This is a genomic window from Agrobacterium sp. Ap1 (assembly GCF_017313375.1).
Lineage (GTDB): Bacteria > Pseudomonadota > Alphaproteobacteria > Rhizobiales > Rhizobiaceae > Neorhizobium > Neorhizobium cellulosilyticum.
In genome coordinates this window covers 174,736-192,794 of the sequence record NZ_JAFLMY010000004.1, presented here as the reverse complement: position 1 = coordinate 192,794, position 18,059 = coordinate 174,736, and the positions used below count along the sequence as shown (strand labels likewise).

Annotated in this window: 21 protein-coding genes and 2 tRNA genes; 15 read left to right on the top strand and 8 right to left on the bottom strand. The window is 57.8% G+C overall.

Features of this window, described 5'->3' with window-relative positions; all coding sequences use genetic code 11:
- The first annotated feature begins 65 nt into the window (after window positions 1-65).
- From JZX87_RS09745 to JZX87_RS09735, 3 genes are all read left to right on the top strand, one after another.
- Window positions 66-139: transfer RNA gene (locus JZX87_RS09745), tRNA-Cys, on the top strand.
- Window positions 140-358: 219 nt separating this feature from the next.
- Window positions 359-616: a DUF982 domain-containing protein gene (locus JZX87_RS09740; RefSeq protein WP_183822088.1), complete on the top strand. Its 258-nt coding sequence runs from the start codon at window positions 359-361 to the stop codon at window positions 614-616.
- 772 nt (window positions 617-1,388) lie between these two features.
- A complete protein-coding gene (locus JZX87_RS09735) occupies window positions 1,389-2,030 on the top strand; it encodes an exopolysaccharide biosynthesis protein (protein ID WP_206825221.1) in 642 nt (213 codons plus the stop codon).
- A gap of 67 nt (window positions 2,031-2,097) precedes the next feature.
- Here the strand turns inward: JZX87_RS09735 and JZX87_RS09730 are convergent, their stop codons facing one another.
- Window positions 2,098-2,271: a hypothetical protein gene (locus JZX87_RS09730; protein ID WP_206825220.1), complete on the bottom strand. Its 174-nt coding sequence runs from the start codon at window positions 2,269-2,271 to the stop codon at window positions 2,098-2,100.
- Between the two features lie 266 nt (window positions 2,272-2,537).
- Window positions 2,538-2,612: transfer RNA gene (locus JZX87_RS09725), tRNA-Asn, on the bottom strand.
- Window positions 2,613-2,765: 153 nt separating this feature from the next.
- Between JZX87_RS09725 and JZX87_RS09720 the strand changes: the two genes are divergently transcribed.
- Together JZX87_RS09720 and JZX87_RS09715 are read left to right on the top strand one after the other, a co-directional pair.
- A complete protein-coding gene (locus JZX87_RS09720) occupies window positions 2,766-3,089 on the top strand; it encodes a hypothetical protein (RefSeq protein ID WP_206825219.1) in 324 nt (107 codons plus the stop codon).
- 172 nt (window positions 3,090-3,261) lie between these two features.
- Window positions 3,262-3,504, top strand: coding sequence for a DUF982 domain-containing protein (locus tag JZX87_RS09715; protein ID WP_148146393.1), 243 nt, complete (start codon window positions 3,262-3,264; stop codon window positions 3,502-3,504).
- 88 nt (window positions 3,505-3,592) lie between these two features.
- On the opposite strand, the gene JZX87_RS09710 is transcribed toward JZX87_RS09715, so the two are convergent.
- Entirely contained in the window at window positions 3,593-4,237 is a 645-nt protein-coding gene (locus tag JZX87_RS09710) for a ChrR family anti-sigma-E factor (protein WP_206825218.1), read from the bottom strand.
- Window positions 4,238-4,501: 264 nt separating this feature from the next.
- On the opposite strand from JZX87_RS09710, the gene JZX87_RS09705 reads away from it, so the two are divergent.
- The 5 genes from JZX87_RS09705 to JZX87_RS09685 all read left to right on the top strand — a co-directional run bounded on the left by JZX87_RS09705 (window position 4,502) and on the right by JZX87_RS09685 (window position 8,321).
- The gene (locus JZX87_RS09705) at window positions 4,502-5,539 is read left to right on the top strand and encodes a cysteine synthase A (protein WP_183822133.1); all 1,038 of its coding nucleotides are present in this window, start codon (window positions 4,502-4,504) and stop codon (window positions 5,537-5,539) included.
- 22 nt (window positions 5,540-5,561) lie between these two features.
- Window positions 5,562-6,299: an alanyl-tRNA editing protein gene (locus JZX87_RS09700; RefSeq protein ID WP_206825217.1), complete on the top strand. Its 738-nt coding sequence runs from the start codon at window positions 5,562-5,564 to the stop codon at window positions 6,297-6,299.
- Between the two features lie 33 nt (window positions 6,300-6,332).
- A complete protein-coding gene (gene sseA / locus JZX87_RS09695) occupies window positions 6,333-7,196 on the top strand; it encodes a 3-mercaptopyruvate sulfurtransferase (protein ID WP_502711312.1) in 864 nt (287 codons plus the stop codon).
- Between the two features lie 15 nt (window positions 7,197-7,211).
- On the top strand, window positions 7,212-7,769 hold the full coding sequence (locus JZX87_RS09690; RefSeq protein WP_206825215.1) for a GNAT family N-acetyltransferase: 558 nt from the start codon (window positions 7,212-7,214) through the stop codon (window positions 7,767-7,769).
- A gap of 81 nt (window positions 7,770-7,850) precedes the next feature.
- Window positions 7,851-8,321: a DUF1203 domain-containing protein gene (locus tag JZX87_RS09685; RefSeq protein ID WP_206825214.1), complete on the top strand. Its 471-nt coding sequence runs from the start codon at window positions 7,851-7,853 to the stop codon at window positions 8,319-8,321.
- An 87-nt stretch (window positions 8,322-8,408) separates the two neighbouring features.
- On the opposite strand, the gene JZX87_RS09680 is transcribed toward JZX87_RS09685, so the two are convergent.
- Together JZX87_RS09680 and ald are read right to left on the bottom strand one after the other, a co-directional pair.
- A complete protein-coding gene (locus JZX87_RS09680) occupies window positions 8,409-9,119 on the bottom strand; it encodes a PadR family transcriptional regulator (protein WP_206825213.1) in 711 nt (236 codons plus the stop codon).
- A gap of 160 nt (window positions 9,120-9,279) precedes the next feature.
- On the bottom strand, window positions 9,280-10,398 hold the full coding sequence (gene ald / locus JZX87_RS09675) for an alanine dehydrogenase (RefSeq protein ID WP_206825212.1): 1,119 nt from the start codon (window positions 10,396-10,398) through the stop codon (window positions 9,280-9,282).
- 157 nt (window positions 10,399-10,555) lie between these two features.
- Here ald and JZX87_RS09670 point away from each other — a divergent pair, with 157 nt between their 5' ends.
- Entirely contained in the window at window positions 10,556-11,017 is a 462-nt protein-coding gene (locus tag JZX87_RS09670) for an Lrp/AsnC family transcriptional regulator (RefSeq protein ID WP_148146384.1), read from the top strand.
- Between the two features lie 64 nt (window positions 11,018-11,081).
- A complete protein-coding gene (locus JZX87_RS09665; RefSeq protein ID WP_206825211.1) occupies window positions 11,082-11,834 on the top strand; it encodes a pYEATS domain-containing protein in 753 nt (250 codons plus the stop codon).
- A 15-nt stretch (window positions 11,835-11,849) separates the two neighbouring features.
- Here the strand turns inward: JZX87_RS09665 and JZX87_RS09660 are convergent, their stop codons facing one another.
- On the bottom strand, window positions 11,850-12,683 hold the full coding sequence (locus JZX87_RS09660) for an EamA family transporter (protein WP_206825210.1): 834 nt from the start codon (window positions 12,681-12,683) through the stop codon (window positions 11,850-11,852).
- A 220-nt stretch (window positions 12,684-12,903) separates the two neighbouring features.
- Here JZX87_RS09660 and JZX87_RS09655 point away from each other — a divergent pair, with 220 nt between their 5' ends.
- The 3 genes from JZX87_RS09655 to JZX87_RS09645 all read left to right on the top strand — a co-directional run bounded on the left by JZX87_RS09655 (window position 12,904) and on the right by JZX87_RS09645 (window position 16,251).
- A complete protein-coding gene (locus JZX87_RS09655; RefSeq protein WP_206825209.1) occupies window positions 12,904-13,242 on the top strand; it encodes a PilZ domain-containing protein in 339 nt (112 codons plus the stop codon).
- Between the two features lie 95 nt (window positions 13,243-13,337).
- On the top strand, window positions 13,338-15,326 hold the full coding sequence (locus tag JZX87_RS09650) for a bifunctional 2',3'-cyclic-nucleotide 2'-phosphodiesterase/3'-nucleotidase (protein WP_206825208.1): 1,989 nt from the start codon (window positions 13,338-13,340) through the stop codon (window positions 15,324-15,326).
- Window positions 15,327-15,414: 88 nt separating this feature from the next.
- Entirely contained in the window at window positions 15,415-16,251 is an 837-nt protein-coding gene (locus tag JZX87_RS09645; protein ID WP_206825207.1) for a PhzF family phenazine biosynthesis protein, read from the top strand.
- Between the two features lie 3 nt (window positions 16,252-16,254).
- Here the strand turns inward: JZX87_RS09645 and JZX87_RS09640 are convergent, their stop codons facing one another.
- Together JZX87_RS09640 and JZX87_RS09635 are read right to left on the bottom strand one after the other, a co-directional pair.
- Window positions 16,255-16,863 (bottom strand): DUF2087 domain-containing protein, encoded by a 609-nt coding sequence (locus JZX87_RS09640; RefSeq protein WP_206825206.1) that lies wholly within the window; start codon window positions 16,861-16,863, stop codon window positions 16,255-16,257.
- A gap of 202 nt (window positions 16,864-17,065) precedes the next feature.
- Window positions 17,066-18,049 carry a LysR family transcriptional regulator gene (locus JZX87_RS09635; protein ID WP_206825205.1) on the bottom strand — a complete coding sequence of 328 codons (984 nt, stop codon included), beginning with the start codon at window positions 18,047-18,049 and terminating at the stop codon, window positions 17,066-17,068.
- Window positions 18,050-18,059: the final 10 nt, after the last annotated feature.

Sequence of the window (18,059 nt, the reverse complement as noted above, 5' to 3'; positions counted from 1 at the left end):
GGGGCTTGCGCGCATCGAATAATCGTTCTAAAGCGCTGCCACCACACGCGAATTTCGCACCGGATGGCCTCGTGGCGGAGTGGTGACGCAGAGGACTGCAAATCCTCGTACCCCGGTTCAATTCCGGGCGAGGCCTCCAATTTTCCCCGATATTTAAGTGGACATTGCCCCATATGGCAAAAGCCTCCTCATAGGTTAATTTCATTTATCTACAACATGTTAGCAATCGGCATCCGCGCCGAAACTTGAGATCGTGATCGCCTCTCCTGTCTGGCGAATTCGGAACACAATTTTGCAAGAATTTGGGAACCGAACCGAACGCAGCCCGTTTTCTGCGCCGCAAATAAAGGTGCAGGACATGGACGACAGGCACATCCAAGATACGATTCTCTGGTCAGAGCCCGTCAGGGTAAGGGTGGGCTACGGCTTTATAGAAACCATCAGGGGACCACGTGAAGCGCTCGAATACCTCAATTGGCGCTGGCCGGTTCGCTACGGTGACTATTACGCAAAAGCGCTGAATGAATGCGCAGCATGTCTGCAAAGACGGGTTCCGCTCGACGAGGTCAGGGAAACCTTTATCCTCGCCAGCATTGAGGCAAAGATGCTTGGATGAACGCTCAACAAGCGAGCTCTTCTTAACTGAATATTTACACTCCCCGTTAGTCCATTTTTTAAAGCGCGCCACCTAATCATGTCGTTAGCGGCGATGTTGCCGTAACCTTTTATTTCGGAAGGATCGCCATGACGGCGATGATCGACATGAAACTGACTTTTTCAGACGCCTTCGCGGCGCTCGCGACTATCATATCGCTCTCCAGCATCCTGTATGTGCTCCACATGGTGCTTGCGCTCTTCTAGCCAATTCCCCCTGCCCGACCTCCCGCGACTGAGAACAAACGCCGCTGAATCATTCCTCGCGGGCAAGCCATACAGCAGCAAAAAACGGCAGGGAGCCGGAGCACCTTGGTGCGCCGCTCACTTGGCGACCAACTCTCTTGAAGCGCCCTCACCGGTAAATTCGGCAAGATCCGCATACTGCGTCCTTTTGACGGGTAACATATTTTTGCGTCGGGACGGCGTTGGTGATAAAATGGTTGTGTACCAGGCGGGGAAGGCGTCGGGTATCGGATATGCAGCAGGAGGAGGCTGGCATGCATTACGTCGAATTTTTCACATCCATCAATCCCATCGTGTTGGGCGTATTAGCCGTGGTCGTCATTTGCGGCATCTATGACCACTGGCTGGAGACCCATCACAAGTAGCAAAACCACGGACATATGCCGCACTTCTCTCTCCATCTCGCGCGAGAGTAGGAGCTTCGGGTTTGCTTGACTGGCTGTTCCTGATATCCATTGCCACCTCTGCGGCGGCAATGGAGTACTATTTTGCAGGCAAAGTTCGACTTTCAGGATACCAGCACATCCCTCAGCGAAACTCTCCGAGGTCTTATCAAAGGCATTCAGGGACCAACTGTATCGTTGCGGGATCTGATGGAGCGAATTGGAGAACAGGGACTACTGCTCGTCTGCGCCGTCGCCGCCCTACCCTTTCTTATTCCGGTCTCCATTCCCGGCGTCAGCACGGTGTTCGGCGCTGCCATCATTCTGATCAGCATTTCAATCACACTGAACCGGATGCCCTGGCTTCCGGCAAAGATTTTGGATCGCGAACTGGACACGAAAAAACTTCTGCCTGCGCTGCATAAAGGCGCAAACATCGTGTCGCGCCTCGACCGCTTCCTCAAGCCGCGTTTGCGGGCGCTAACGATCGGAACCACCATCAACCGACTGAACGGACTTGCCATCACTCTTGCCGGCGTACTTCTAATGTTTCCGTTAGGGCTTATACCGTTCTCAAATACACTTCCCGGCATAGCCATACTCCTGCTTTCTGCAGGCATACTCCAGCGAGACGGCGCGATCGTACTTGTAGGCCATTTATTCAACGTGATTACGATCGTCTATTTCGGCATTCTTGCCTACGCAGCCTTCAGTGCCGGGCAAGGCCTCGCGACCTTTTTCAGCTGACCAGATCAGCTCTCCTTCGTTGAGCGGAGAAGAATTCCGGCACGCTATGGCCCAGCCAGGCCGGGACCTATTGCAGGTCTAATCTGAGCTGTATCCCCTTGGGAATGTTCAGCTTGCGCAGCGATGCTATCTGTACCCGCTCGTAGACTTCCTTGCGCTGCTTCTCGTGTCGCTCCCGCAAAGCACGGGAGGCAGCGACCATCGCAAGCGCACGTTCAGCGACATCTTCGGCACGTTTCATCTGCACCTCCATAATGTTCACTTTATGTTCCATTATTTTTGGAGAGAAGTCAACAATAGAACTGGCCATGCTGAATCGCTGGGTCGCTTGGCATCTGAAAGGCTGGGAAGGCCCGCCGTGGTTTTTAAGACAAAACTTCGGACCTTATGGCGATCGATAAGGGATCAATAGCCATCAAGGCAACGCCGCAGAATATAGCAGAAACGGATGTGAAATAAAAAAGCCCTGTTTTCATGGATATCCATGAAAACAGGGCTTTTTGAATTTGGCTCCCCGGGCCGGATTCGAACCGGCGACCTGTCGATTAACAGTCGAATGCTCTACCGCTGAGCTACCAGGGAACACCGCGTCGCGGCGTGTGCGGCGGGTAATACGCATGCTTTTCCGATTTGCCAAGCGCTTTTTTACAAAAAAACGAAATTCCTTGTTTAATCCCCAGCCCATCCCCATCTCAAAGCAAGATCTCTCATGTTTTCAAAGGTTTTTTCGACTGGATGGCATCGACACCGCATAAACGGCATTTCGGCATAGATCCTCGCAGCGGCAAATTGGCGCTCGGCACATGGCGTATTCCGATGCCGAGATCACGCGTCGGACGCATTGGCCTGGGGTCCGCCCTGATGGTGGGAGGCACACTCGGATTTCTTCCGGTACTCGGCTTCTGGATGCTGCCGCTCGGCTTCATCGTTCTGTCGAACGACATCTCATTTATTCGGCGCAGGCGCCGCCGGCTGGTGATCTGGTGGTCGCGGCGCAAACGAGGCTCAAAAGCCGACGTCGATATGAAGCGGAGCCCGCATCGGCCGGATAATCCGTAACCGCTGCAAATTCACCAATGCGGCGAATGGAGCAGGTGTTTTCCAAGCATCCGCGCTTATGCGGCAACTTGGCCTAACGCGTGCAGCCTAAACGGGAAAAAAATCGTAGCCGCAATAAGGCGCGGGGTGTAGGCTCGCTATTGTTCGGGGCTGAGCACTGGGAGGATCGTTCATGCCGCATGAAAATTGGCAAAAGCCGGTTCAAGTCGCATTCGGAAATCATGGGACAGAGATGATCAGCGGCCCTTCGGAGGCCTTGATGGTGCTGACCGATCGCTGGCCGGATTTGCGAGGGCCACATTTCGTCAAGGCGAGAAGTTGCTGCCGCGCAGCTCTCGATGGGCGTCGCACGCCCGAGGAGGCCCGGCAAGAGTTCGAAAATGCGGTGAGCGAAGCACAGCTCCACGTCAATTGAGATTGGCTTACTGACTTTTACGAAGTCAGATTGCGGTCACCCGTCGGGTGGCCGCATTTTTGGGCTGCGGCCATGTATCAGCGCAACATTACACGCCCAAGATATCGCCCAGCATCCTGAAGGTCGGCCCGCTCAAGGTGATGGGCGCCAGCAGAACCGAAAAGCACAGGCAAGGGCTATCGGAAGCCGCGACGGGTCGATGAATGATTGTCTCGTCGGCAACGGAAACATCACCCTGCGAAAACGCACCTCGGTGATCGTAAAACTGTCCCTGCAAGACAAGTGTCAGCTCCAGCCCTTTATGGTGATGATGCGGCAATGCACGACCGGGCCTTGCCCATAGAAGACTTGCCTCCATGCCGGAGGATTTTTCGATCACATGCTGCTTGAGGCCTGGAAGCTTGGTCTTCCACGGCACATCATCGAGATTTCGCCCTGCATAAGAACGAAGGTAATGCGGCAGCGAATCGCCTCGCTTGGCGATTACAGGCGGCACTTCGATTTCCGGCCTCGATTCCAGTATCGCTTTCAACCGATTTTCGGATGACGACAACGCGCTCGGCTCGGCATCTTCCAGGCTTTGCCCGGCAAGCACTTCCAGTTCACCGGCCAAACGTCCCGAAGACGGCTGCATCTCCAGATGAGAGCCCACGAGGATATGCGCCGGCTCCGGTAGGCAACCGGCGACGTAGTGAGCAACAAGCAGATCCAGTCGTTCCAGGTTCAGCAACATGTCTGTTGTCAAATCTAGAGGCCTATCTGCACAACGTAAAGATGGTAGATTTTAGGGGTTCGTCTAATCGGATCACAAAATCGCGCGCATGGTTTCCATCTCATCCGCTCAAAAAGGCCGTGTTTCGACGCGCTTTTGCGTAACCTGTCGCGAGGCAGCAGAGCTTTTCCTATCAACCGAGAGGTCGAGAACGGATTTTCTTGCACGCAAACGCTTGTCCGTGGAAAAGACGCTGATTAAATCAGCCAAAAAAGGCGCTTCATCATGGTTTCCTATCCCAACGTCATCGACATCATCGGCAACACCCCGCTCATCCGATTGAAGGATGCGTCGGAAAAGACCGGCTGCGAGATCCTCGGCAAGGCAGAATTTCTCAATCCGGGCCAATCGGTGAAGGACAGGGCTGCCCTGTTCATCATCCGCGATGCCGAGCGGAGGGGCTTGCTGAAACCAGGCGGTGTGATCGTCGAGGGCACGGCCGGCAATACCGGCATCGGCCTGACGCTGGTTGCCAAGGCGCTCGGATATCGGACGGTTATCGTCATTCCCGAGACCCAGAGCCAGGAGAAGAAGGATGCCCTGCGGCTGCTCGGCGCGGAACTGGTCGAGGTTCCGGCGGTTCCCTATCGCAACCCCAACAATTACGTGAAGGTCTCGGGCCGGCTTGCAGAGCAGCTCGCCAAGACAGAGCCCGCAGGTGCGATTTGGGCAAACCAGTTCGACAATGTCGCCAACCGTCAGGCCCATATCGAAACCACGGCACCAGAAATCTGGGAACAGACCGGCGGCAAGGTGGACGGGTTCATCTGCTCGGTCGGCTCAGGCGGCACGCTGGTCGGCACGGCCATGGGCCTGAAAGCCAAGAATGCCGACATCAAGATCGGCATTGCCGATCCCGAAGGTGCGGCACTCTATGAATATTACGCCCATGGCGAGCTGAAGTCGGAAGGCAATTCGATCACCGAAGGCATCGGCCAAGGCCGGATCACCGCCAATCTCGAAGGGTTCACCCCGGACTTCTCCTATCGCATCCCGGACGCGGAAGCCCTGCCCTATATTTTCGATCTGGTCGAGACAGAAGGTCTTTGCCTCGGCGGTTCCTCCGGGATCAACATTGCCGGCGCTATCCGGCTTGCCCAGGACCTCGGACCGGGACATACGATCGTCACGGTGCTCTGCGACTATGGCAACCGTTATCAGTCCAAGCTGTTCAACCCTGACTTCCTGAAGTCGAAAGGCCTGCCGCTGCCGAAATGGCTGACGCAGAAGCGGCAGATATCCGTGCCCTTCGAGACGGCCTGATCACGACATCTGCGAGCATCCCATGTCTTCCCAACTGCTTTATCGCGACGACTTTTATCTGACCACGACAGAGGCCGTCGTGACATCCGCGCATGACGATGGCGGGATCGAGTTCGATCGAACCTGTTTTTACGCGACCTCCGGCGGCCAGCCGGGCGACACCGGTTTTCTCGACCGGGCGGACGGAAGCCGCATTCTGCTCGGCCAGACCCGACATGGGGCGACAAAAGATATCGTCATTCACGTTCCGGTCGAAGGCCAGGCCCAGCTTCTGGTCGGCGAGACGGTTACGCTGTCGATCGACTGGCCGCGCCGTTTCAACCTGATGCGCATGCACACCGCCTGCCATCTGCTTTCGGTCGTCTGCCAGTATCCGATTACCGGGGCTGCCGTCGGCGAGGAGGAAGCGCGGGTCGATTTCGACATGACCGACACGATCGACAAGGACGATGTCACGGCAAGGCTGATGGAACTCGTCGATGCGGATCACCCGGTTTACCTGCAATGGATCACCGACGAGGAACTGGCCGCCAATCCGGGCATCGTGAAGTCGAAGAATGTCCGCCCGCCGGTCGGCCTCGGGCGAGTCAGTCTGGTCTGTATCGGCGAAAACTCCACCATTGACAGCCAGCCTTGCGGCGGAACACATGTCGCCAGAACAAGCGAGGTCGGGGCGATCCATATCGCCAGAATAGAAAAGAAGGGCAAGGAGAACCGCCGCTTCCGGATTAGGTTCGGCGAGCCCGAAATACAGGCCTGAAAAGGCCAAGGGAGAAATGGCATGAGCGACGCGATTGAGGGAAAGACGAGCCGTTTCGTGGTCTCGTCGGACTGGCTGGCAAACGAACTGGGGGCGAGCGACCTGAAGGTTATCGATGCCTCCTTCTATCTGCCGGCGCAGGGTCGCAACGCAGATGCCGAATATCTTGCCGGCCATATTCCCGGCGCCATCCGTTTCGATCACGACAAGGTCGCCGATCATTCGACCGGCCTTCCGCACATGGTCCCTGCCCCGGACTTATTTGCCGAGGCTGTCGGCAAGATGGGCATCAGGGAGACGGACCGGATCGTGGTTTATGACGGCCCCGGCATCTTTTCGGCGCCGCGCGGATGGTGGTTGTTCCGGATCATGGGGGCTGAAAACGTCTTCGTGCTCGATGGTGGGCTGGACGGCTGGAAGGCCGAAGGGCGGCCGCTGGAGACAGAGACCCCGGCGCCTTCGACCACCACATTCAAGACCGATCTGCGCCTCGACAAGGTGATCAATTTTCGCGAAATGCTGTCGATCGTCGTCGACGGCAAGCGGCAGATCGCCGATGCGCGCAGTGCCGGCCGGTTTGCCGCGACAGAGCTTGAAACGCGCCCGGGCTTGCGCTCCGGCCACATGCCGGGCGCCCGCAGCCTTCCTTCCGGCACATTTTCCGTCAACGGCAAGCTGCGCAGCCTGCCGGAGCTGCGTCAGGCGATCGAGGATGCGGGGATCGACTTCGGCCAGCCGGTCGTCACCACCTGCGGATCGGGTATCACCGCCGCGATCATTACGCTGGCGCTGGAATCGCTCGGTCACGAGGACAATGCGCTTTATGACGGGTCCTGGACGGAATGGGGCGCTCGTGAAGAGGCACCGGTGGTTACTGGCCCGGCGGATGCTCGATAGGCCGGAACAGTTTTGATGGCAAAGAAACCTTCCCCGCTGAAAGTCCGTGTCACGCGGCTTGAAATGACAGCGGCACCACGCAGCAGTCTGCCGGTGCCGGTCAATGTGCAAACGGCGATCATGCGCTCGCCCGACATTCCGCTGCATTTCTACCGCTATCTCTACCGGCAGGTGGGGAAGCGATGGCAATGGTATGAGCGGCTGCGGCTGAGCGACGAGGAACTGGCGGCTATCATCCATGGCAAGCCGGTTTCCATCAGCGTGCTTTATGTCGATGGCGCGCCCTCGGGTTTCTTCGAGCTTGCCAAACAGCAGGAAGACGTGGTCGAGCTTTCCTATTTCGGCCTGTTCGAACGGGCGATGGGACTTGGGATAGGCAAGTGGTTTCTGCTGCAGGCGCTTTATGCCGCCTGGCAGGACAATCCGTCGAAGGTGACGGTCACCACCAACAATCTCGACCATCCGCGGGGAATCCAGCTTTACCAGATGATGGGTTTTTCGCCGGTAGGCACCAGCGAAGAGGCGATCGTGCCGATTACGGATGCGGAGCTTCTCAAGGCGCTGGACGGATAAGGGCCAAGGCCGGCAAGAAACGGGTGGCGGTTTTGGCCGAGCACCGCCATCACATGGCTTTTCCAATTCAAGGAGAGGCCAATGTCTACAATTCGCTTTCAAGCCATGCCGACGAAAGAGGCCGAGGCCCTCTGGAACGGCGGCGCCGATGCCTATGAAAACAGGCCCGAAACGATGGTTTCGGATGGTCCGGGCCATCCCTGCCGCCACTGCCTGCAGAACATAGACGAAGGAGAAGGCCTGCTTGTGCTTGCCTATCGGCCCTTTCCCTCGCTGCAGCCTTATGCCGAGACAGGCCCGATCTTCCTGCATGCGAACCCCTGCCCACGTTATGCCTGCGAAGAGGGTTTGCCGCCGATCCTTTCTAGCCCGGACTATATCGTTTGCGGCTACGGCTTCAACGACCGTATCGTTTACGGCAGCGGCGCGGTAACGCCGACCGACACCATTGCCGAACGCGCGGCAAGCCTGTTGGAACGCGACGAAATTGCCTATGTGCATGTGCGCTCGGCCCGCAACAACTGTTATCAGTGCCGGATCGATAGAGCTTAATTCACCAGCCTTTCCTTCAGCACTTTTCCCCGCAAGCGAAGGTTATCCAGAGAGCAACAACTTGTTCTCTGGATTGGTGCCTAAAGGTCAGCTCAAGCCACCGGTATCCTTGTTCCCGTCACGATCGAGATCTTCGGCCATTTGCAGCAGAAGCTTGACGAAATCACCGGCTTTCCTTTCGTCCGTCGCCAGCTTGGCGGCGATGACTTCGCGCAGGTTGAGGAGCGCCGCGTCGACGCTGCGCGGCAGTTCCGGGCCGTGTTCGCGGCGCTGGTGATGTTCGTTGCGTTCCTGCCGCTGCTTGATGCGTTCGGCGAGCTCGGAAAGCCTGCCGAGAATGGTGGAGGCAAAGCTGCGGTTTTCTTCGAGATGGGCCCTGCCCTCTTCGGTGATGGCGTAACGCTTCTTGTTGCCATCGGCTTCAGAGACCACATAACCGGCCTCCTCGAGATAGGTCAGCGTCGGATAGATGACGCCTGGGCTTGGCGCGTAAAAGCCGTAGGTCATGTCCTCGATATGCTTGATGATCTCATAGCCATGGCGCGGTTCCTTTTCGATCAGCGCCAAGACCAGAAGGCGAAGATCGCCTTGCATCAGGAAGCGGCCGATACGACCGTCGCCTTCATCACCGAAGCCATGACCGCCGCCCGGGCCACCTCGCCCACCACGGCCGGGACCGCCAAAGCCGCGACCGAATGGGCCGCCGCGCACGGCAAAGATTTCCTCGAAGCCCTTGCGGCCTCCTCGGCCTCCGTGTTCGCCGCACCGATCGCGGCCATCAAACCTGTGTCCAAACATTTCCGTCTCCTTAGACTATCTTTCGATATATCTAAAGATAGTCAAACAAGTTAATAACGCAAGCTTTTCGATATATCTAAATAATATCGAATTGATTTTACGTACAAAAAACGCCGGGCGCTGCTGCACCCGGCGTTCAGACTGGCAGAATTGAGGCAGATCAGGCGACGTTCAGCAGGCTTTCAGGGGCGAAGGCTTCATAACCGAGTGCTTCGGCAACGGCCCTGTTGGTGACCCGCCCCTTGTGCACGTTTAAGCCGTTGCGCAGATGCCTGTCTTCGGCGATGGCGCGTAAGCCCCGATCGGCGAGAGCGAGGCCATGCTGAAGCGTGGCGTTGTTCAGTGCATGTGCGGACGTGATCGGTACCGCGCCCGGCATGTTGGCGACGCAATAATGCACGATGCCATCGACTTCATAGGTCGGGTCGGAATGGGTGGTGGCATGGGATGTCTCGAAGCAACCGCCCTGATCGATCGCAACGTCAACCATGACCGCGCCCTGCTTCATGCCGGACAGCATTTCGCGCGTGACAAGTTTCGGGGCTGCAGCGCCAGGGATGAGCACTGCACCGATGACAAGATCGGCCGAGAAGGTTTCTTCTTCGAGCGCATCGATGGTCGAATAACGGGTATGGACGCGGCCGGCGAAAATATCGTCGAGCTGGCGCAGGCGCGGCAGCGAGCGATCGAGAATGGTTACATCGGCTCCGAGGCCTGCCGCCATCCGGGCAGCATGAAGCCCGACGACGCCGCCTCCGATAACGGTGACCTTGGCAGGCGCAACGCCGGGCACGCCGCCGAGCAGGATACCACGACCGCCATTGGCTTTCTGGAGGGCCGTTGCACCGGCCTGAATTGCCAGCCGACCGGCGACTTCCGACATCGGCGCCAGAAGCGGAAGGCCGCCGCGCTCATCGGTGACCGTTTCATAAGCGACGCCGGTTACGCCGGAGGCGAGCAGGCCCTTGGTCTGTTCCGGATCGGGAGCAAGGTGAAGATAGGTGTAGAGGATCTGGCCCTCACGCAACTGTGCCCACTCTGCCGGCTGCGGCTCCTTGACCTTGACCACCATGTCGGATTTTTCGAAGACATCCTTGGCCGAAGCGACGATTTTTGCGCCAGCCGCCTGATAGGCGGCGTCATCCGCGCCAATACCGGCACCAGCCTTCGTTTCCACGATCACATCATGGCCATGCGCCACATATTCACGCACGGCACCGGGCGTGAGACCGACACGATATTCATGGTTCTTGATTTCCTTCGGGCACCCGACACGCATACAGCATTCCTCTCTTTTATATTGGCTATCGCCAGTTGATTTTTTGCCCGACGAGCACATCAGAAAAGCGACGGAATGTCCTTGCGAAGAGTGATTGCTGCAACCCTGATTTTCGGGGATTATTGCGCCAGATCGTCATTTTTCGGAAGAAACCGCAATGAGCAGCTTTGATGCCATCGATCGTGCGATCATGCGGACATTGCAGGATCACGGGCGAATATCCAACGCGGAACTGGCCGAGCGTGTCGGGCTTTCACCATCCGCCTGTTCGCGCCGCCTCGACATTCTGGAAAAAAACGGCACGATCAGCGGCTATCACGCACGCCTTTCCAATGCCGCGCTCGACTACAAGATGATGGTCATCGTCCACATCTCGCTCTCGGGCCAGTTCGCCAAAACGCTGACCGAATTCGAAGCCGCGGTGAAATTGTGCCCCAATGTGCTCGTCTGCTATCTGATGTCCGGGGAATATGACTACATCCTGCGCGTCGCGGCCAAGGATCTTGAAGACTACGAGCGTATTCATCGCGACTGGCTCTCGGCTCTACCGCATGTGGTGAAGATCAATTCAAGTTTCGCGCTCCGTGAAATCATCGATAGACCCAATGTCGGCCTATGATTATTTAGGGTTGCATAAATCCAAAATACACCCAATCTTGAGGCGCCATTCAAGGGAGGGGTAGATGAAGCGAAGTTCACTGGAATTAGGCGCGGGTATCGTCAGCATTATTTCCATATTGCTCGTCATCGGAGAGGTGATCGGGTATCAAAGCAGTGACAGTGCAAAGATCGCCACATATCTTGCCATGGCGATCATAGCGTTGCTTGCTCCAAAACTTGCGAGCATTAGTGTCGGCAAAGATGGTCTCGTAGCCTCCCTGGCCGAGAAAGTGGAAGAAAATGGCCAGCGTATCGAGCGGACGAAAAACGTTGCGATCGAGCTCGATGAACAGTTGAACCAGAAGATCTCGCAGATATTCGAGGAGCTTCGACAGCTACGGCAATTTTCCTCCAGTCTCGAAAGCGGCTTTGAGGCTCAGAGTATTTCCACCACCGACAAGCCCGAATTGCCGGCGATCACCGTCGCCAATGATCCGCAGAAACAGCGTTTCGGAGGTCAGGAAACCAATAAGGGGCTGCAGATTGCCGCCATAGTCGAGAAATCTGATGTCGGCGGCGATTGGCAGAAGGTCTCGATCACCGTTCGGGCGACAAAGGACACCATACTTACGGGAGTGGTCGATTTCTTCCTGCATGATAGTTTCCAGCCCAATCAATACCGCGTTCCGGTGACCAAGGGTGAAGTCAAGCTGGTCATCAGAGCCTGGGGAGCCTTCACCGTGGGGGCACTTGCAGGCGAAAAACGCATTCCTCTTGAACTTGATCTGGCAACCAGCCCCAATGTGGTTGCACCTATGAGCTGGAAATCCCGTTAAAGATGGGTCGCGGCGTCACGAAACCCCAATAAGGATGGCGCCGGCGGCAACCACGATGCATGCAAGGATGCGCCTCGGCGTCAGGCGCTCCCCCAGGAACTTCCATCCGATGAGAGCAGCGAACACCACGCTGGTCTCCCTGAGTGCCGATACCGGACCGGCCGGTGCCAATGAATAAGCAACCAGAACAGTGCCGTAAGAGAGAAGCGAGACCAGGCCGCCGCCGATCGCCTTGCGGGTTTCCGGTGAGCGGATATCGATATGCAGAGGCCCACGTATAGCCATGTAGGCCGCGGAAAGAAGAATGCCCGGAAGAATGAACACCCAGGCAATATAGGCTACTCGTTCTCCTGCCACCCGGATGCCGATGGCATCAAAGGTCGAATAACCCGCGATCGCCACGCCGGTCGCAAGTGCAAACAGCATGGACGTGCCGGATGCCCTCGCCTTGCCGAGCGCCAGCGTCATGATGCCGAGCACGATGCACAGAACGCCGAGCATGGCCAGGGGCTGCAGCACCTCGCCCATCAGGAAGAAACTGCCAACCGTGACCAGAAGCGGTGCACTTCCACGGATGATCGGATAAACCTGCCCGAGTTCACCATGCCTGTATGCGGCGACGAGCAGAAGGCCGTAGGCGACCTGAAACAGCGAAGATCCAATGATATAGGGCCATGCATCCGCGACCGGCACGGGAAAGATGAGCACAACCGGAATGGCGGCAACCGTGATGGCAAGGTTCATGACCGTCATCATCCAGAAGCGATCGGCCCCCGAACGCAGGAAAGCATTCCAGCTGGCATGAAGAACTGCCGCAAACAAAGCCAGAAGCACGACCGACGTGCTCATCCGGCATCCATTCCGGTCGTGGCAGTATGGCCAAAATATCGAGGCAAATGCAGATCCTCCACGGCGAGAGAATCAGCTTCTCTCCCTCCTCCATTCGCGCCAGACGCAAGCGGATGTAAAGCGGCGGTTACCCGATCTGTTACAATTTTATGACGCAAACTAAAGGCGTTTCAATTCATGCCAGATATAATCCGGATAAAAGGTCAGGAGGTATCAGGACATGGCAGTGAACAATCTCAACATGAAGGTGCGCTCTGATCCTCGGCGCAAGGCACGCATTCCCGGAACGCTGAAATATTACGGGCAATCGGTCAATGCTCGCGTCGTCGATATTTCGGCGACCGGTCTGGCGCTAGACCTCGGCGCACCACTCAATGCCTCCATCGGAAGCCCCGTCAGGATTGACAGTGAGGAGCTGGGTGTTCTGGAGGGTATGGTGAAGTGGAGCCATAATGGACGCCTCGGCATCCAGTTTCGCCCCAATACGAACGCAGCAGCACAGGTCGCAGCCTATTTCCGCTTCTTCCATCAGGACATCCAGCCCGTGCTGAAGCGGTAGGCCAGAGAAGGATTATTCCCCCTGTCATTTTGGTGATGCAGGCTCATGCGAATGCGCCTAGTGTTACGCCTTTCGATGACGAATAGGGAGATATCATGCCGTCCTCCACTTTATCCTTTCAGCTCTCGCGCCGTTCGGTTCTCGGTGGGATTGCCGCCTCTTCCGCACTGGTCGCGCTGCATCCTTTCGCCGCGCGAGCGCAGGCCAACCAGGCACATCTTCGGATCATGGAAACGACGGATATCCATGTCCACGTCTTCCCTTACGATTATTACGCCGACAAGCCGAACGACACGCTGGGTCTCGCCCGCACCGCCTCGATCGTCGACGCGATCCGCGCCGAGGCCGGCAATTCGATGCTGATCGACAATGGCGACTTCCTGCAGGGCAATCCGCTTGGCGATTACATTGCTTATGAGCGTGGCATGAAGGAGGTTGACAAGCATCCCGTAATCAGCGCGATGAACGTGCTTGGTTATGACGTCGGGACACTTGGAAACCACGAGTTTAATTATGGCCTAGACTTCCTCAACAAGGTGCTCGCCGGATCGGGCTTTCCATACGTTTGTGCGAATCTAACCAAAGGCATGTTGGCATCCGATGCCAAGAAGGATGAACTTTTCTTCAAGCCCTATGTGATCCTCGAAAAGCAGATCCGTGACGGGTCAGGAGCCACCTCGCCGATCAAGGTCGGGTTCATCGGTTTCGTGCCGCCACAGATCATGGTCTGGGATGCCAAGAACCTCGAAGGCAAGGCGCAGACGCGCGACATCGTCGATGCAGCCAAGGCCTGGGTGCCGCAGATGAAGGAGGAAGGTGCTGATATCGTGATCGCGCTTTCACATTCCGGCATCGACGGTTCCGGCCAGAGCGAGCGGATGGAAAATGCCTCACTCTATCTCGCCGGCATCGAAGGGATCGATGCGATCTTCACCGGGCACCAGCACCTGGTTTTCCCCGGGCCGAAGGATTTTGACGGGATTGCCGGCGCGGATGCCAAGAAGGGCACGTTGATGGGCAAGCCCGCAGTGATGGCCGGCTTCTGGGGCTCGCATATGGGCCTGATCGACCTGCTGCTGGAAAAGGATGGCAACAGCTGGAAGATAATCTCGTCCACGTCGGAAGCACGGCCGATCTACCATCGCGACGAGAACCGCAAGGTGGTCGCCGATGTCAAAGACAAGCCGGAGGTTCTGGCCGCGGCCAAGGCCGAACATGAGGCGACGCTCGCCTATGTGCGCAGACCTGTCGGCAAGACCTCGGCACCGCTCTATTCCTATTTCGCGCTGGTGGCCGACGATCCTTCGGTGCAGATCGTCTCGAATGCGCAGAGCTGGTATATCAAGCAGATGCTGAAGGATGGCCAGTACAAGGACTATCCGGTGCTTTCGGCTGCGGCACCATTCAAGGCCGGCGGACGTGGCGGTGCCGAATATTATACCGACGTGCCGACCGGTGATATCGCGATCAAGAACGTCGCCGACCTCTATCTCTATCCGAACACGGTTCAGGCGGTGCTGATTACCGGCGCGCAGGTGAAAAACTGGCTGGAAATGTCGGCGGGCATGTTCAATCAGGTCAAGGCGGGAGCCAAGGATGCGGCGCTGCTGAACGACGGTTTCCCTTCCTACAATTACGATGTCATCGATGGCGTGACCTACCAGATCGACCTGTCGCAGCAGGTGCGCTTTGACAAGGACGGCAAGCTGATCAATGAAGATGCGCATCGCATAACTGACTTGAAGTTTGAAGGAAAACCGATTGATCCAGCTCAGAAATTCGTCGTCGTGACGAATAATTATCGTGCTGGTGGTGGCGGCAAGTTCCCGGAAATTGCCGGTGACAAGGTGATCTTCGTTGCGCCCGATACCAACCGTGACGTGATCGTGCGCTATATCGTCGAACAGGGGACGATCAACCCGTCGGCCGATGGCAACTGGTCGTTCAAGCCGTTGCCGGGTACTACGGCACTCTTCGAGAGCGGGCCGAAGGGGCGCCATTTCGCCGGCGAGATCAAGGGCGCAAAAATCGAGGATGCCGGCGACGGCGAAAACGGCTTTGCAAAATTCCGGCTGGTGCTGTGAGCCGATCGGCCACTCGCCAAATCATTTGCGGAATCAAACGGCAGCTGAAAGGCTGCCGTTTTCGTTTCAACCGGATGCAGTGATCCCTATGCCAAGCTTTTCCTTCCAGCAGGTCGATGTCTTTTCCAGCCAGCCGATGCGCGGCAATCCGCTTGCGGTCGTGATCGGCGCGGATGCGCTGGATGACGCGCAGATGCAGGCCTTCGCCAACTGGACCAATCTGAGCGAAACGACCTTTCTCTTGAAGCCGGTAGCCGCGCAGGCGCATTACCGGGTGCGGATCTTTACGCCGACACAGGAGCTGCCGTTTGCAGGGCATCCGACGCTGGGCAGCGCGCATGTGTGGCTGAGCCAGACGGCGAATGCGCCTCAGGGCGAGATCGTGCAGGAATGCGGCGCCGGACTGGTGCGGATCCGCCGCTATGGCCAGAGGCTTGCCTTTGCCGCACCACCGCTCGTGCGAAGCGGCCCGGTGGAGCCGGCGTTGATCGAGAGGATAGCCAAGGGGCTCGGCATCCCGGTCTCGATGATCGAGGACGCCAACTGGGTCGAGAACGGCCCGGACTGGATCGGCGTGCGCCTGCCCTCACGCGCGGATGTGCTGGCGGTCAGGCCGGACTACTCTATTCTTGCAGGTGCGCGGGTCGGGCTGGTCGGGCGCTTCGATCCGCAATCGGACGGTGAAGAGGCGCAGTTCGAAGTGCGCGCCTTTACCCGCAACGGCTACGAGGACCCGGTGACGGGAAGCCTCAATGCCGGGCTTGCACAATGGCTGATCGGCTCCGGGATTGCGCCGGAAAGCTATATCGCCGCACAGGGCACCGTGCTTGGCCGCGCCGGCCGGGTGCATGTCGACAAGCTCAGTGACGACATCTGGGTCGGTGGCGAGGTGGCGACATGCATTTCCGGCACGCTGACGCTGTGACGGTCAGGCCGGGCTTGCGGTTTGCGGCAAGCCGGCCGCACCTCTCTGCCGGGTCGGGGTCTTTACCGGCAAGGCTGCGACCTTGCGCAGCAGAAGTCCCAGTTCCGGCGGCGGCTTTTTCTCGATGCGGCGATAGTCGCTGCCGTCACGATTGCGGGTGACGAGGCCGAGATCGAAGAGATCTCTTCTCAGCAATGCGGCATCCTCGAAAAGGTGCAATCCGTTCAGGAATGCGCTGATCTCGCGTTCGGAAAACACTTTTCCGCGCGGGATCTTCGACCAGAGGAACCAGAGGCAAAGCTCCTGCTGCGAGCGTTTTCCCGGCCAGCGGATGATACGCCCGTCACGGTCGAAGACGCGAAGCGTGTGCATCACACGACGTTCGTTTGCCTGCAGTTCCGGCTCGGCCGTGGTATGGCTCATCTCGACGGGATCGGTGCTATCGGCCGTCGCGCGAAAATGCTGGTAGTTGCGGAAACCGGCGGCGCGGCTGAGGAGATTGAGCATCTCCACATGGCTTGGTTTGTGATCGAGCCTGTCGATCAGGTCCCGCAGGGATTTGGCGAAGGCCGACATATCTGAAACGGCCATCGGAAAGATGGTTCTGGGCATGGCTTATCCTTCAAAGCGTGCCGGTCCGTCTGGTATGTCGCTGGTCACCGTCTTGTCGACTTCGGCACAGGATAAGTGCTGATATCTGAATGTGCAGGTTTAGCTTCCCATAAGGGACGGCGACGCCTCGGTGAACTGCTGACCGTGATGCGATCTATATCAAGATCAGCCCGACGCGGTCAATCGTCCGGATTGCGCCGGCCTACTCCGCCGCCTCGGGATAGGCAGGCACATCGATGGGCTTGTCGATATCGGCGCGGAGCATGGTGGTGAAATGCTCCTTGTTCGGGCAGGTCGAGAGCCGGCGTGCGAAGCTCTCGATCAGCCATTGGCCGGCAGGCCCGGGCGGGCTTGCCGTCCTGCGCAGCGCATAAAGCGGGTATTCGCCCTGCTCGTAGGCTTCGATATCGAGGACGACGAGATTGCCGTCGCGTACATCATCGCGCACCAGCGATGCCGGCAGGCCACCCCAGCCGAGCCCGCCCTTGACGAGATGGTGCTTGGTGGCGATGTCGCTGACCCGCCAGATCTTGTAGGAGAGAACATTGAAATCGCGGCCGGCGGTCATGCCCGAAGCGTCGGTGACGACAAGCTGTGTCTCTTCGCGGACATCGGCAAGTGTAAGCGGCCGTCCGAGTTTTGCCAGCGGATGGTCGGCAGCTGCGACCGGCAGCAGGAAGGCGTGCCCGATCCTTTCGGCAATCAGGGAATCGTCCTGTTTCAGCAATGCGCCGCCGATGCCGATATCCGCCTTACCGTTCATGACGAGGTTCATCACCATGCCGAGTTCACCGACATTGAGGTTGAGCGCGACAGTCGGAAATTCGGTCCTGAATTCCTTCAGTTCGGCAACAAGCGCATCGGCCGGAACCATGACGCTGATCGCCAGCGTGATTTCCGCCTCAAGCCCCTGCCGGATACCCTTGGCGCGCGAGCGCATGACCTGCAGGTCGGCAACAATCCGGCGAGCATCGGCCAGCATCGCCCTACCAGCTTCGGTGAGTTTTGGCTGGCGTGCACCGCTGCGCTCGAAAAGCGTGACTTCAAGCTGGGCTTCCAGATTGCCGATCGTGTAGCTGACCACGGATTGCGCCCGGTTGAGCGAACGGGCCGCGGCCGAAAAGCTTCCCGTTTCCGCAACGGCGATGAAGACCTGCAACTGGTCGAGGGTCGGATTTGCATCCATAAGAGCTATC

Excerpts from the sequence above, each read along its gene's own strand:
- JZX87_RS09645 (WP_206825207.1), top strand. The coding sequence starts at position 15,415 with ATGCCAAGCTTTTCCTTCCAGCAGGTCGATGTCTTTTCCAGCCAGCCG.
- JZX87_RS09690 (WP_206825215.1), top strand. The coding sequence starts at position 7,212 with ATGGCAAAGAAACCTTCCCCGCTGAAAGTCCGTGTCACGCGGCTTGAA.
- JZX87_RS09660 (WP_206825210.1), bottom strand. The coding sequence starts at position 12,683 with ATGAGCACGTCGGTCGTGCTTCTGGCTTTGTTTGCGGCAGTTCTTCAT.
- JZX87_RS09650 (WP_206825208.1), top strand. The coding sequence starts at position 13,338 with ATGCCGTCCTCCACTTTATCCTTTCAGCTCTCGCGCCGTTCGGTTCTC.
- JZX87_RS09705 (WP_183822133.1), top strand. The coding sequence starts at position 4,502 with ATGGTTTCCTATCCCAACGTCATCGACATCATCGGCAACACCCCGCTC.
- JZX87_RS09680 (WP_206825213.1), bottom strand. The coding sequence starts at position 9,119 with ATGTTTGGACACAGGTTTGATGGCCGCGATCGGTGCGGCGAACACGGA.
- JZX87_RS09655 (WP_206825209.1), top strand. The coding sequence starts at position 12,904 with ATGGCAGTGAACAATCTCAACATGAAGGTGCGCTCTGATCCTCGGCGC.
- JZX87_RS09715 (WP_148146393.1), top strand. The coding sequence starts at position 3,262 with ATGCCGCATGAAAATTGGCAAAAGCCGGTTCAAGTCGCATTCGGAAAT.
- JZX87_RS09640 (WP_206825206.1), bottom strand. The coding sequence starts at position 16,863 with ATGCCCAGAACCATCTTTCCGATGGCCGTTTCAGATATGTCGGCCTTC.
- JZX87_RS09670 (WP_148146384.1), top strand. The coding sequence starts at position 10,556 with ATGAGCAGCTTTGATGCCATCGATCGTGCGATCATGCGGACATTGCAG.
- JZX87_RS09720 (WP_206825219.1), top strand. The coding sequence starts at position 2,766 with ATGGCATCGACACCGCATAAACGGCATTTCGGCATAGATCCTCGCAGC.
- JZX87_RS09740 (WP_183822088.1), top strand. The coding sequence starts at position 359 with ATGGACGACAGGCACATCCAAGATACGATTCTCTGGTCAGAGCCCGTC.
- JZX87_RS09730 (WP_206825220.1), bottom strand. The coding sequence starts at position 2,271 with ATGAAACGTGCCGAAGATGTCGCTGAACGTGCGCTTGCGATGGTCGCT.
- JZX87_RS09665 (WP_206825211.1), top strand. The coding sequence starts at position 11,082 with ATGAAGCGAAGTTCACTGGAATTAGGCGCGGGTATCGTCAGCATTATT.
- JZX87_RS09685 (WP_206825214.1), top strand. The coding sequence starts at position 7,851 with ATGTCTACAATTCGCTTTCAAGCCATGCCGACGAAAGAGGCCGAGGCC.
- JZX87_RS09700 (WP_206825217.1), top strand. The coding sequence starts at position 5,562 with ATGTCTTCCCAACTGCTTTATCGCGACGACTTTTATCTGACCACGACA.
- JZX87_RS09635 (WP_206825205.1), bottom strand. The coding sequence starts at position 18,049 with ATGGATGCAAATCCGACCCTCGACCAGTTGCAGGTCTTCATCGCCGTT.
- ald (WP_206825212.1), bottom strand. The coding sequence starts at position 10,398 with ATGCGTGTCGGGTGCCCGAAGGAAATCAAGAACCATGAATATCGTGTC.
- JZX87_RS09710 (WP_206825218.1), bottom strand. The coding sequence starts at position 4,237 with ATGTTGCTGAACCTGGAACGACTGGATCTGCTTGTTGCTCACTACGTC.